A 12659-nucleotide genomic window follows, 5' to 3' on the forward strand; every position below is an offset into this window, starting at 1 on the left:
GTCCCCGCGTCCGAGACCACGACCTGCACCGGCATCGTCAGATACAACGGATCGTCGCCGGGGCCGAAGCGCCCGCCCGGCTCACGGCATGTGCCGCGCACCGTGCGCCGCGCCCCGCTCACGGCACATGGCTGCGGACCAGCGCCACCGCCTCGTCCAGCGCGGCCGTCTCGTGCTCCGTCAGCCGCGGGTCGGCCGCCCGGCGGGTCCGGGCGAGAGTCAGGTCGGCGACGCTCACGCCCCCGTCCGCGGCCATCTCCCCGAGCAGCGCCGTGAGCAGTGCGCGGACGACCGCCGCCGTCCCCGCGCCCGCAGGGGAAGCCGGGGAAGCCGTGGAGGCTGGGGAGGCCGGGGAATCCGCGGAGGCCGTGGACGGCGCGGACGGCGGGGCCAGCGAGGCCTGGGCCAGGATCAGGGCCGACATGGCGCGGTCGAGACCCGGCGGGCCCTCCGCGGTGTTGCTCCAGTCGATCACCACCGGTCCCCGCTCCGTCAGGATCACGTTCTCCGGATGCAGGTCGAGATGGAGGATGTGCTCCTCCGGGTCCGGGGAGAGGCGGGCCGGGACCGCGTGCAGCTCGCGCAGCAGCCCGGCGAGCAGCGCGCCGCCCTCCGCCGCCCGTAGGGTCCCCGCCGACAGGGCCTCGGCCATCGTCGGGCCGGTCAGCCGTTGCAGCACCAGATCGGTGGCGCGGGCCCCTTCGGCGGGCGGGCCGATGCGTGGGACGGGGAACCCGAAGGCGCAGAGGTAGGACATCACGGCCAGTTCGGGGGTGGCATCGGTGCTGTCGCGGTAGCGGCGAAGGACCCAGGAGCCGTCGAGTGCGTACACGTCGGCGGTGCGTCCCGAGCCCAGAAGTTGGCCTGTGTGCATGAGGCCGAACCTACCCGGGCGTACCCGCGAAAGGGAGCCGCCCGACGTCCCGGCGACGGCCGGGCACCAGGCCACCGGCCTGCGGGCGGGTCTCCCACGCGTCCGGCGGCACGCTTCGGGGGCCGCCCCATAACGCGAAGTGAGGGGGTGAACGGGATCTCCTCGGCCCTCCGGTGCCCGACTACGGTTTCGGCAATTCCCGACTCCGGCACACCCCGGGTTCCCCACCCGGGAGCCCGGAACTCCCCTTGGGTCTGCCACCCCCCGGCCCCAAGGCCCCCCGAAATCGAGGAGAGTTACGTGGACAACGCCACGCTCCGCAGACGCGCACTCGCCGCCTGTACCGCCGCTGTCGCCGTGGGCGCGCTGGGGCTCGCAGGTCTGACCGGTATCGCGTCCGCCGACCCCACCGGTGCCGCGACGCCCGCCTCCGCCAGCCTCTCGCCCGGTCTGCTCCGGGCCATGGAGCGCGATCTGGGCCTCGACGCCGACGCGGCGAGGAGCCGGATAGGCAACGAGTACCGTGCCGCCGCCGTCGCCGCCGGGCTGGAGAAGTCCCTCGGCGCCAGCTTCGCCGGGGCCAGGGTCGGCGGCGCCGACGCGACCCTCACCGTTGCCACCACCGATGCCTCCGAGACGGCGAGCATCACCGCGGCGGGCGCGCGGGCCGAGGTCGTCGGCCACAGCCTGGACCGCCTGGAAGCCGCCAAGTCCGCGCTGGACGAGGTCGCCCTGAGCAAGGCGCCCAAGGGCGTGCCGGTCTGGTACGTCGATGTGCGCGCCAACCGGGTCGTCGTCAACGCCGTGAACACCCGGGCCGCCGACGCCTTCCTCACCGCCGCGAAGGTCCGCCGCGACCTGGTGACCGTCGCCGGGACCACCGAAAAGCCCCGTACCTACGCGGACCTGCGCGGCGGCGACGCGTACTACATGAACGGCTCGGGCCGCTGCTCCATCGGCTTCCCCGTGAAGAAGGGCACGCAGAACGGCTTCGTCAGCGCCGGCCACTGCGGCACGCCCGGGGTGAGCACGAGCGGCTACAACCAGCAGGCGCAGGGCTCCTTCCAGGGCTCCACCTTCCCCGGCCGTGACTACGCCTGGGTCGCCACCAACGCCAACTGGACGCCCCGCGCCCTGGTGAACGGCTACGGCAACGGCGATGTGACCGTCACCGGCTCCACCCAGTCGGTCGTCGGCTCCTCGGTCTGCCGCTCCGGTTCCACGACCGGCTGGCACTGCGGCACGATCCAGCAGCTCAACACCAGCGTCACCTACCCGGAGGGCACCATCTCCGGCGTGACCCGCACCAACGTCTGCGCCGAACCCGGCGACTCCGGCGGCTCGTTCATCACCGGCAGCCAGGCGCAGGGTGTCACCTCCGGCGGCTCGGGCAACTGCTCCCAGGGCGGTACGACGTACTTCCAGCCGCTCAACCCCGCGCTCCAGGCGTACGGGCTGACCCTGGTCACCAGCGGGACGCCGACCGACCCGCCCACCGAGGTGCCGACCGAGCCGGGCGGCACCTGGGCGGCCGGCACGACCTACGCCGCGGGCGCCACGGTGACGTACGGCGGATCGACGTACCGCTGCCTCCAGGGCCACCAGGCGCAGCCCGGCTGGACCCCGCCGAACGTCCCCGCGCTCTGGCAGCAGGTCTGACCCCGTACCTCCAGCTCCTCCCGCGACCCCAGCTCCTTCTCGCGACCCCAGCTCCTCCCGCTCCTCCTGATCGCTCCGCTCCTCCCGCTCCTGTCCCCGCCCCTCCCGTTCCGAGGAACCCCGAGGATCCGACATGAACCCAGAAGCAAGCGACGACCTCCCCAACGGTCGCCGGATCAGCCGCAAGAGCATCCTGAAGGCCGCGCTGGTCGCGACCGCCGCCCCCCTGCTCGCCGGGGGAGGGGTGGCCCTCGCCCGTGACGCCGGCTCCAACGGCACCCCGCTCACGCCGACCCCGGCGTGCGACGACGGTGACGACCCGACGCCGCCGCAGATGGAGGGCCCGTACTTCAAGCCCAACTCCCCCCTGCGCACCAGCCTGGTGACGCCGAGCACCCCCGGCGTCCCGCTCACCGTCAGCGGTTATGTCTTCGGCCGCGCCTGCAAGCCCATCCCGGGAGTGCTCCTGGACTTCTGGCAGGCCGACACCAACGGTGGCTACGACATGAGCGGATTCGGCTTCCGCGGCCACCAGTTCACCGACGCCAAGGGGGCGTTCAGTCTCACCACCATCGTGGCGGGCCTCTACCCCGGCCGCACCCGGCACATCCATGTGAAGGTCCAGGCCCCGGGCCGCCCGGTGCTCACCACGCAGCTGTACTTCCCCAACGAGCCGCGCAACAACACGGACGCGCTGTTCGACCCCGCGCTGCTCATGAACGTGCGCAACGTCGGCAACGGGCGGGAGGGCACGTTCGACTTCGTCCTCGACATCGCCCAGACACCCGGCCCGACCGATCCGCCCACCGATCCGCCCACGGGCGGCACCTGGGCGGCGGGCACCTCCTACCGCGCGGGAGACCGCGTCACCCATGGCGGGGTCGCCTACCGCTGCCTCCAGGCCCATGTGGCCACGGCGGGCTGGGAACCGCCGAATGTCCCCGCGTTGTGGGAACGCGGGTAGACACCGGCAGCGGGGGCGCTCCACCGCCCCGAGGGCCCCGTCCACGCGGATCTCCGCGTGGGCGGGGCCCTTCCGCCGTTCGTCTGAAACATTTCCGGGGGCCCGTCGCGTCGAAGGGGTGCGGGCCGGGAAACGGGACCCGGCCGGGCGAACGGGGAGGGCATGAGGAAGTCGCGTACGGAGGACTTCAGAGAGTTCGCGGCCGGACGCGCGAGCCATCTGTACCGTTCGGCCTGTCTGCTGACCAGCGGCGACGTTCACCTCGCCGAGGACCTGGTGCAGGAGACGCTGGGCCGCATGTACATGCTGTGGGGCCGCGCCCACCGCATCGACAACCCGGCGGCCTACGCCCAGACCGTGCTCGTACGCACGTTTCTGACGCACCGCCGTCGACGCTCGGCGGCCGAGCGTCCCCAGGCCGAACTGCCCGACAGCGGGACGGCGGCGGGCGATGACCCGGCGCTGCGGATGACGCTGCTGCGGGCGCTGGCGCAGCTGGCTCCCAAGGACCGTGCGGTGGTGGTGCTGCGGTACTGGGAGGACCGGAGCGTCGAGGAGACCGCGGAGGCGCTCCAGGTCAGCTCGGCGGCCGTACGGACCCGTTGTGTGCGCGCGCTCGCCCGGCTGCGCGAGCTGCTGGGGGGCAGCATCACGGAGTTCGCGGCCCGCTGACCGGGCGCCGGACGGCGCCGTACGACATTCATGACTCGGACCGAGAAGTGGTGGTTTGCCATGCCCTTTGAAGAAGAACTCAGCGATGAACTGCGCCGGACGGGGGAGATCTTCGACCTCGGAGACCGGCCCGGTGTGGTGGCCGGGGGGATCGAAGCGGGCCGTCGCCGTCAGCGGCGCCGGACGGCAGCCGTGACCGGCAGCGTGCTGGCGCTGGCGCTGGTCGGCGCGGGCGGGGCCTTCGCGGGCGGACTGCTCGGCGGGTCCGGCACCACCTCCGGAGTGGCGAGCGGGGAGCGGACCGTGTCCGCCGGGGCCGGGGGAGGCATCTCCGACGACGCGATGGTGCGGACGCTTCAGTCGTTGCTGCCGGCGGGGAAGACCGAACAGGGCAGGGGCCGGGTCAGCGGCGGCGCGGACGGTCCGGACCGTGCCGAGGCGTCCGTGGTGTACGACGACGGGAAGGGCAGGGGCACGGTCTCCGTCTCCCTGTACGCCACCGAGGCGCGCCGGGTGGGAGAGACCGGCGACGGAATCTGTGGCGAGGAGGTCCGTTCCTGGGCGGCCGAGGAGAGCACCGGCGCGGTGCCCGGCGCCGGGGGTTCCGCCGGGGAGAAGGGGAGCGGGTCGGTGTACGACGCGAAACTGACCCTCTGCGGCGGCTCGGAACCCGGCGGGATCCCGGACCGTACGGGCGACGGGCCCGGCGAGGACGGCGCACTCGCGAAGGACGGCGCGCTCACGAAGGACGGCGCACTCGCCGGGGGCGACAAGGCCGGCAAGGGGACGAAGCGCGGCGGGTACGGCGGGATCAGCGCCGCGCGGGCCCTGTTCTTCACCAGGACCGGTGTGACCGTGGACCTGCGCGCGTACAACGGGGTGCTGGGCGGCGGTGGCGTGGCCACCCGCCCGAAGCCGGTGCTCGGCGGCGACGCGCTCGTCGAGCTGAGCAAGTCCTCGCAGTGGCAACGGCTGGCCCTGGCGCTGAAGCCGGACAGGGGGGACAGGACGGACACCGGCAAGGGTCCGGGGACCCCGCCCGCGGGCGGCCAGGCCCCGGAACTCGACTACGGCACGCTCATGCCCACCTTCCTCAAGCTCCTGCCCAAGGGCCTCCCGGTCGTGGAGAAGCGGCACGAGGGCGGTGAGTTCGCCTATGCCGTCGCCGACGACGGCAAGGGCAGGTCGCTGGTGCAGATCAATGTGCAGCGGGACATGCGGGACGCCGCAGACGCGCTCTACGCCGGTGCCGAGACGCTGCCCGACGGAACGAGGCTCAGGACGACCCAGCAGCCCGGGGAGAAGGGAGGCGAGGGGGTCGTCCAGTGGACGGCCGACACGATGCGTCCGGACGGCATGCGGGTCGTCGTCTCCGCCTTCAACTCCGGCGAGCAGTCGGCGCCCGCCACCCGGGACGAGCCCGCGCTGACGATGGAGCAGCTGACCGCGCTGGCGACCAGCCCCGAGTGGCTGAAGCTCCAGCAGAAGTAGCGCGCCTCCCGGCTCGCGGCCCGGTGCTCACTTGGCGTCGGAATACCGCTCCACGACCGCCGTCGTGAAGGGGAACCGCACCGGCGTCGGTCCGAAGGCGGTCCGCCCGGCCAGCTCCCCGGCCGCGCGGATCGCCTCGACGACGGTGCCGGTCTCCTCGGCCGGGCAGTGCACGATCACCTCGTCGTGCTGGAAGAACACCAGCTCGGCGCGGAGCCCGGCCGTGAACAGCGTCCGCCGCAGGGCCGCCAGCAGCAGCAACGCCCAGTCGGCGGCGCTGCCCTGCACCACGAAATTGCGGGTGAAGCGCCCGCGGGCACGGGAGTGGGAGGAGGCGTACCCCGGGAGGAACTCGCCGCCCCGCTCGTCCGCGCCCTCTCCGCCGCCCGCCGTTGCCCCGCCGTCCTCCTGCGGAAGCCCGGCCTCGCCGCCCGCGTCGTCGTCCGCCCCGGCGGCGGGCGGGCTGGTGCGCCCCAGCCAGGTCCGTACGAGCCGCCCCTCCTCACCGGCCTTCGCCGCGTCGTCGACATAGGCGACGGCGCGCGGGAAGCGCCGCCGCAGGGCCGCGAGGTTCTTCAGGCCGTCCCCGGACGTCTGGCCGTAGACGGCGCCGAGCAGGGCGAGTTTGGCGTCGTCGCGGTCGCCGTGGAACGCCCGGTCGGACAGGCTCTTGTAGAGGTCGCCGTCATGGCCGGCCACCTCCATCAGCCCGGGGTCGCGGGAGATGGCGGCCAGGACCCTGGGCTCCATCTGATCGGCGTCCGCGACGACCAGCCGCCATCCCTCGTCGGCCACCACGGCCCGCCGTATCACCTTGGGGATCTGGAGTGCCCCGCCGCCGTTGGTCGTCCAGCGCCCGCTGACCGTGCCGCCGGGCTGGTACTCCGGGCGGAACCGTCCCTCGCGCACCCAGTCCTGGAGCCAGCTCCAGCCGTGCGCGGTCCAGATCCGGTAGAGCTTCTTGTAGGCGATGAGCGGCTCCACGGCCGGGTGGTCCAGCTCCGCGAGCTCCCAGCGCCGGGTCGACTTCACCTTGATCCCGGCCTGCGCGAACGCCTTGATCACATCGGCGGGCAGATCGGGACGCACCCGTCTGCCGAAGGCCGCCGAGACCTCGTCCACCAGCTCGGCCAGTCTGCGGGGCTCGCCGCCGCCCGCGTACCGCTCGCCCAGCAGTTCGTCGAGCACGTCCCGGTGCACATCGGCCCGCCAGGGCAGCCCGTCCCGGTACATCTCGGCGGCCACGAGCATGCCGGCCGACTCGGAGGCGGTGAGCAGACGCATCCGCCCCGGGTGGGCGCACGCGTCATGGCGCCGCACCTGATCGGCGTAGACGGCGAGAAGTCCCTCGAAGGACACATCGGTCCCCGAGGGCGGCTCGAAGAGCGAGGACTGCGAGCCCGGTTCGGCGGAACGGGGCGGCGGGTCGGGGGGTACGGGGGCATGGCTCAGCCGGGCCCAGGCGGCGGCGGCGGACCGGGGCTCACCGAGCCGTCCCTCGTGCCCGAGCAGCAGCAGCTCGGCGCACTCGATGTCGTAGCACCGCTCGACCCGGACCCCGGCGGCGAGCAGCCGGGGATAGATCTCGCCGGTCGACCGCCAGACCCAGCGCACCACGTCGGGCCGGGACCTGACGGCCTCGGCGAGGTCGGGCTCGGCGAGGACCGGGCCGGCGGGCGTGCCGTCCCGTGCCAGCGGCACGAGCAGCGCACCGCCGCCCTCTGCCGTGGCCAGAGCCCAACGTTCGGTCATGGCTCCGAGTCTGACACCCACCACTGACACCGCCCGGGACCCCGCGCCCCCGTCCCCGCCCGGCTCCGGCCCCTCCACCCGCCCCCAGCGGCCCCGCCCCCCCCCCCCCGACCGGCCCCGCCCACCCGGTCTCCGGGTCGCCCGAGCGGAGCCGGGCCGCGAGGATCGACGCATGGAAGCGATCGTTTACGAGGAGTTCGGCGGCCCCGACGTCCTGCGCCTGGCCCGGGTGGACGAGGTGCGACCGGGCCCCGGCCAGGTCCGGGTGAAGGTCCGCGCGGCCGGGGTCAACCCGATCGACTACAAGATCCGGCACGGCTGGATGGAACAGGCCTTCCCCACCCCGCTGCCCGCGACCCCGGGCACCGAGTTCGCCGGGGTGGTCGAGGAGACGGGCGAGGGCGTCACCGCGTTCGCCCCCGGCGACGAGGTGCTCGGCTGGAGCGCCACGGGCGCCTACGCCACCCACGCCCTGGCCGCCGCCGCTGCCCTCGCCCGCAAGCCGGAGGGGCTGGCCTGGGACGAGGCCGCCGCGCTGCCCGTCGCGACCGAGACCGCCTCCCGGGTGCTGGACGAGCTGGAGGTGGCCGAGGGCGACACCCTGCTGCTGCACGGCGCGGCCGGAGCGGTCGGTTCCGCCGCGGTCCAGCTGGCGGCGGCCCGGGGCGCCACGGTCATCGGTACCGCCTCCCCGGCCAACCACGACTATCTGCGGGTGCTGGGCGCGGTCCCGGTGGCGTACGGGGACGGTCTGGTCGCCCGGGTCCGCGAGCTGGCGCCGCAGGGCGTGGACGCGGTGTTCGACGCCTCGGGCCGCGGCGCGCTGCCGGACTCCATCGAGCTGCGCGGCGGTACGACGGACCGGATCGTCACCATCGCGGACCCGGACGCGGGGAAGCTGGGCGTCGCGTTCTCGGCGGGCGGCGGCGGCCCGTCGGCCGAACGCCTGGCCCGTAACGCCCGCCGCGCGGCCCTGGGAGAACTGCGCGTACCGGTCGCCCGGACCCTGCCCCTGGCCGAGGCGAGGACCGCCCATGAACTGAGCGAGGCGGGCCACGTCCGGGGAAAGCTCGTCCTGCTGCCACCGGAGGACTGACCGGCGCCTCCCGCCGGCCCGAGGGGCCCCGGTCGTCCCGGGGCGCCCCCGCCTACCCTGGCCGGATGGAACCGGTGATCGACCAGGCATGCGCGGCGGCCCTCTACTCCGACGACGACTCCGCACTCGACACCGGCGCCTCGCTCCTCGCCGCCGACCCGTCCTCGGACGACGCCCTGCACGCCCGCGGGGAGGAGTTCGTCCGCCGCGCCTGGGACCGCGGCTGGGACCCCGCCGACCTCGTCCGCTTCGTACGGCGGGAGCTGCGCGACAACGGCGAGCGCGGCGCGTCCCTGGTGGCGGGGTTGATCACGGCGGAGACCGCCCGGTACGCCGCGCTCCCGCCCCGCTGGGCGGACCGGATCGCCGAGCTGCCCGCCCCCGCCCCGCGCAACCGCCCCGACCGCTTCACCTACGCGGCCGACCTGCTGGAGCTGTACCGGGTGCTGCTGCGGCTGCCCTCGATCGAACCGGTCGGTCCGCCGCCCGGCACGGTCACCGGCCTGCCGCACCTGCCGCCCGCGCACGACGAGCCCCGGATGCTCACCCGTATCCGGGCGCTGCTGGCGAAGGCGGAGGCGACCGGCTTCCCGGAGGAGGCCGAGGCGCTGACCACCAAGGCGCAGGAGCTGATGGCCCGGCACAGCATCGACGAGGCGCTGCTCGCCGCCCGGACCCACGGCGGCCGGGCGCCCGGCGCCCGCCGGATCGGGGTCGACGCCCCGTACGAGACGGCCAAGGCGATCCTGCTCGACGCCGTCGCCTCCGCGAACCGCTGCCGCGCCGTGTGGAACAGCGACCTCGGCTTCACCACGGTCGTCGGCTTCGAGTCCGATCTGGAGGCCGTGGAACTGCTCTTCACCTCCCTGCTGGTGCAGGGCACGGCCGCGATGACCGGGGCGGAGGCGGCCCAGCGGGCCGGCGGCCGCAAGCGGACCAAGACGTTCCGGCAGTCCTTCCTGATGGCGTACGCCCAGCGTCTCGGCAGCCGGCTCGCCGCGGACACCGAACGCGTCACGGCGGCGGCGGACGCCGGCACCGCGTCCGGTGACGGCGGCGGTGCTCCCGGCGGGCTGCTCCCCGTGCTCGCCGCCCGGGACGTCGCGGTCACCGAAACGGCCGAGCGGATGTTCCCGCGCACCACCACGACCCGGGTCCGGGGCGCCGTGGACGAGGCCGGATGGACCCATGGAGCGGCTGCCGCCGACCGTGCCCGGATGGGCGGACGCGAAGGCGAAATCGCCCGGTAAGGGCGAGTTGCCCGTAATCCCGGCTAGGCTCGGACCCATGAGCTGGCTCCGGGCGCTGAAGGAGACCGCCCGCGAGGGGCTGACGATCGAGCGGAGCAGTCCCGAACCGCTCATCGCGCTGCGCGGCGCGGCCGGCCTCGCCCTCGTCATCGGTGTGAGCCTCGCGCTGTTCGGGCCCGTGATCGCCGCCAGCTCCGCGTTCGGCGCGTTCCAGGCGGCCATCGCCACCTTCCAGCGGAGCTGGCGCCCGCGCCCCGTCCTCGCCCTGGTCTCCGGTGCCAGCCTCGGCGTGTCGACGTTCCTCGGCTATCTCGTCGGCTCGCAGACCATCCCCTTCATGGGCCTGCTCGCCCTCTGGACGTTCGCCGCCGGGATGGCCTGGGCGGCGGGCCCCACGGGCGGCATCATCGCGGCGTCGAACGTCGCGATCATGCTGGTGACGGTCACCCTGCCGACCTCCGTCGCGGACGCCGCCGCGCACGCCGGGATGATCGCGGTCGGCGGGCTGATCCAGGCATCGCTGGTCGTGCTGTTCCCGGTACGCCGATGGGGCGCCCAGCGCGACGCGCTCGCCGACGCCCTGGCGGCCGAGGCCGACTACGCCCGCAGGCTGCGGCAGGACCCGGTGGCGCCCTTCGACCCGCTGCCCCTGATGACCGCCCGCAACGCCGCCGCCGTCACCCCCCGCGAGGCCCGCCGCCGCCCCGCCGAACTGCACGGTGCGCGGGGCGTGGCCGAGCGGCTGCGTCCGGTGCTGGCCTCCCTGGCGGACCCGGCGCTGGGGGTGCCCGCCGAGGGGCTGGAGCGGGTCTGGGTGCGCGAACTGCTGGGCGCCGCCGGTTCCGTACTGGACGCGGCGGCCCGCGCGGTCCGGCAGGGCGACCCCGTCCACCTCGCCCCCACCGACCTCGGTGTCCTGCGCACGCCCGACAACGAGGTGATCCTCGTCGGACCGGCCCGCCGCGCGGCCGACCGGCTCGACGCGCTGCTCTCCGACGTCATCGAGATCGCCGAGGGTGCCGGCACCCGGGCCGCGGCCGAACGCGTCGCCTCCCGCCCGTCCGAACCGCCCGACCCCTACACCGCCGCCCATCCGGCCCATCCGTCCGACCTCGCCCACACCGGAGTGGAGACCCGGCGCCGGCCCACCCTGCTCCGGCTGGTCCCGGTGATCCTGAAGGCGATGCGCCGGGAGCTGCACCACGGCTCCCCGATCCTGCGCCACGCGATCCGGGTCTCCGTGGTGGCCGCCGTCGGGTTCCTCATCGGTACCGCGCTGCCGTACGGCCACGGCTACTGGGCGCCGATGGCCGCCGTCATGGTGATGCGGCCCGACTTCTCCCAGACGTACTCGCGCTCCGTGGCCCGCTTCGGCGGCACCCTGATCGGGGTGGGGCTCGCGAGCGGGATCGTGCAGGCCGTGCACCCCGGCGTGACGGTCGCCGCGGTCCTCGCGGTGTTCTGCGCCTGGCTGATGTACCTGCTGATGGGCACCGGCTATGTCGTCGGCCAGGTCTGCATCTCCGCGTATGTCGTCTTCCTGCTCGGCATGGCGGGCGACGACTGGTCCCAGACCGTCCTCGAACGCGTGGTGCTGACCCTGGTCGGCGGACTGCTCGCGATGGTCTCGTACGCCCTCTACCCGGCCTGGGAAACGCCGCGGCTGCGCAACCGGCTGGCCGACTGGCTGGTCTCGGACGGGCGCTACGCGGCCACGGTCGTCGCGCAGTTCGCCGATCCGACGGCCGACAGCCACGAGGACGTACGGACCGCGCTGCTGGCGACCCGTGAGGCCCGGGTCGCCTGGCAGGAGGCGCTGGCGACCGCCCAGCACGAACCCGTACGCCACCGCGGCATCTCCCGCTCGGCCGCCGCCGACGCCCAGCACGCGCTGGCCGAGCTCGGCCGGTCCGCGATGCTGCTGGAGGCCCACCTCCCGGCCGCCTCGGCCGCCTCCGTGCCCGGCGCCGCCGACCTGGCCGAGGCACTGCACCGGGCGACGGAACAGGGCGCGAGGGCGGTACGGGAGCGACGCGTCCCGGACTGGCGGCAGGTCGCCGAGGCGGTGGCGCACTGGGACGTGCCGGCGGACGGCACCGCCCCGGCGCACGACCCGGTCGTGCGCAAGGGCGCGGCGCTGCTCCTCGAAGCGCTGGAGGAGTTCTCGCAGGCGCTCGACGAACGGGGCGGCAGCAGACGCAGTGACGTGACCAGGTCCCAGCCGCCCCGGGGCTGAGGCGCCCGTCAGGGAGTGGGCAGACCCGGCAGGCCCGTCGGCATCTTCCCCGGCTCGGTCTTGGCGAGGGTGTCCTTGGCGCCGCCCTCCCAGGAGACGACGAGGGTCTTGCCGTCGTTGGACCCGATGGAGCCCATCGTGCGCTCCGTGCCGCCGTCGCTGCACTTCAGGGACAGCATCGGCTCGCCCATGTCCTTCACCTCGCCCTGGCAGACGGCCTGGTCGGCGACGAGCGCGACCTTGCCGGAGGCGACGGAGAGGGCCACGGCCTTGCCGTCGGTGAGCCCCGCCCAGGTGCCCTCCAGCGATGCGGCGTCCTTACCGGCGGAATCCCCGGAGCCGTTCTCCGCACCGCCGCCGGGAGCCGCGCTCTGCCCGGCGCCGGCGGCCTTGTCCTTGTCGCCGCCGTCACTGTCGCTGCCGCAGGCGGTCAGCGCGAGCGCGGCGGTCAGCCCGGCGGCGACGACGGCGCCGGTGCGTACAAACCTGATCACGTGGAGTTCCCCCTTGTGGATTTCATGGTCGAAAGTCCGCGCCAAGCTACCAGGGGTGATGGGATCAACTCCGTTAACCGGGAGCGGAATAGACGTGCTGTACGTCTCTCTCTCCGGGTCTCACTTCGGGGGAGCGGGGTCGGGCGTAAAGCTGTAGTCAAAGGAACACCC

At 74.3% G+C, this 12659-nt stretch carries 10 protein-coding genes; 7 read left to right on the plus strand and 3 right to left on the minus strand.

The features are described 5' to 3' along the window. Nucleotides 1-118 precede the first annotated feature (118 nt). Nucleotides 119-874, minus strand: a complete 756-nt coding sequence (locus ABT170_RS34395; protein ID WP_329942951.1) for a phosphotransferase — start codon at nt 872-874, stop codon at nt 119-121. A gap of 300 nt (nt 875-1174) precedes the next feature. Here ABT170_RS34395 and ABT170_RS34400 point away from each other — a divergent pair, with 300 nt between their 5' ends. The 4 genes from ABT170_RS34400 to ABT170_RS34415 all read left to right on the plus strand — a co-directional run bounded on the left by ABT170_RS34400 (nt 1175) and on the right by ABT170_RS34415 (nt 5660). Beyond that, entirely contained in the window at nt 1175-2533 is a 1359-nt protein-coding gene (locus tag ABT170_RS34400) for a carbohydrate-binding protein (RefSeq protein WP_329942952.1), read from the plus strand. 133 nt (nt 2534-2666) lie between these two features. After that, nucleotides 2667-3497, plus strand: a complete 831-nt coding sequence (locus tag ABT170_RS34405) for a dioxygenase family protein (RefSeq protein ID WP_329942953.1) — start codon at nt 2667-2669, stop codon at nt 3495-3497. A 162-nt stretch (nt 3498-3659) separates the two neighbouring features. After that, nucleotides 3660-4169, plus strand: coding sequence for a SigE family RNA polymerase sigma factor (locus ABT170_RS34410; protein ID WP_351874121.1), 510 nt, complete (start codon nt 3660-3662; stop codon nt 4167-4169). A gap of 60 nt (nt 4170-4229) precedes the next feature. Beyond that, nucleotides 4230-5660, plus strand: coding sequence for a hypothetical protein (locus ABT170_RS34415; protein ID WP_351874124.1), 1431 nt, complete (start codon nt 4230-4232; stop codon nt 5658-5660). Nucleotides 5661-5687: 27 nt separating this feature from the next. Here ABT170_RS34415 and ABT170_RS34420 read toward each other — a convergent pair whose 3' ends face one another. After that, nucleotides 5688-7412 carry a bifunctional 3'-5' exonuclease/DNA polymerase gene (locus ABT170_RS34420; protein WP_329942956.1) on the minus strand — a complete coding sequence of 575 codons (1725 nt, stop codon included), beginning with the start codon at nt 7410-7412 and terminating at the stop codon, nt 5688-5690. A gap of 172 nt (nt 7413-7584) precedes the next feature. On the opposite strand from ABT170_RS34420, the gene ABT170_RS34425 reads away from it, so the two are divergent. The 3 genes from ABT170_RS34425 (at nt 7585) to ABT170_RS34435 (ending at nt 11994) form a co-directional block, all read left to right on the plus strand. Further along, on the plus strand, nt 7585-8508 hold the full coding sequence (locus tag ABT170_RS34425) for an NADP-dependent oxidoreductase (protein WP_329942957.1): 924 nt from the start codon (nt 7585-7587) through the stop codon (nt 8506-8508). A gap of 65 nt (nt 8509-8573) precedes the next feature. Further along, nucleotides 8574-9758: a DUF2786 domain-containing protein gene (locus tag ABT170_RS34430; protein WP_329942958.1), complete on the plus strand. Its 1185-nt coding sequence runs from the start codon at nt 8574-8576 to the stop codon at nt 9756-9758. Nucleotides 9759-9795: 37 nt separating this feature from the next. Continuing rightward, the gene (locus ABT170_RS34435; RefSeq protein WP_329942959.1) at nt 9796-11994 is read left to right on the plus strand and encodes an FUSC family protein; all 2199 of its coding nucleotides are present in this window, start codon (nt 9796-9798) and stop codon (nt 11992-11994) included. A gap of 8 nt (nt 11995-12002) precedes the next feature. On the opposite strand, the gene ABT170_RS34440 is transcribed toward ABT170_RS34435, so the two are convergent. Further along, nucleotides 12003-12488, minus strand: coding sequence for a hypothetical protein (locus ABT170_RS34440; RefSeq protein ID WP_329942960.1), 486 nt, complete (start codon nt 12486-12488; stop codon nt 12003-12005). Nucleotides 12489-12659 lie beyond the last annotated feature (171 nt).

Source organism: Streptomyces sp. NPDC001787, assembly GCF_040297465.1.
Taxonomy (GTDB): domain Bacteria; phylum Actinomycetota; class Actinomycetes; order Streptomycetales; family Streptomycetaceae; genus Streptomyces.

Bases quoted from the DNA above. Each gene is read 5' to 3' on its own strand.
- ABT170_RS34395 (WP_329942951.1), bottom strand. From the start codon at position 874: ATGCACACAGGCCAACTTCTGGGCTCGGGACGCACCGCCGACGTGTAC.
- ABT170_RS34405 (WP_329942953.1), top strand. From the start codon at position 2,667: ATGAACCCAGAAGCAAGCGACGACCTCCCCAACGGTCGCCGGATCAGC.
- ABT170_RS34410 (WP_351874121.1), top strand. From the start codon at position 3,660: ATGAGGAAGTCGCGTACGGAGGACTTCAGAGAGTTCGCGGCCGGACGC.
- ABT170_RS34415 (WP_351874124.1), top strand. From the start codon at position 4,230: ATGCCCTTTGAAGAAGAACTCAGCGATGAACTGCGCCGGACGGGGGAG.
- ABT170_RS34420 (WP_329942956.1), bottom strand. From the start codon at position 7,412: ATGACCGAACGTTGGGCTCTGGCCACGGCAGAGGGCGGCGGTGCGCTG.
- ABT170_RS34425 (WP_329942957.1), top strand. From the start codon at position 7,585: ATGGAAGCGATCGTTTACGAGGAGTTCGGCGGCCCCGACGTCCTGCGC.
- ABT170_RS34430 (WP_329942958.1), top strand. From the start codon at position 8,574: ATGGAACCGGTGATCGACCAGGCATGCGCGGCGGCCCTCTACTCCGAC.
- ABT170_RS34435 (WP_329942959.1), top strand. From the start codon at position 9,796: ATGAGCTGGCTCCGGGCGCTGAAGGAGACCGCCCGCGAGGGGCTGACG.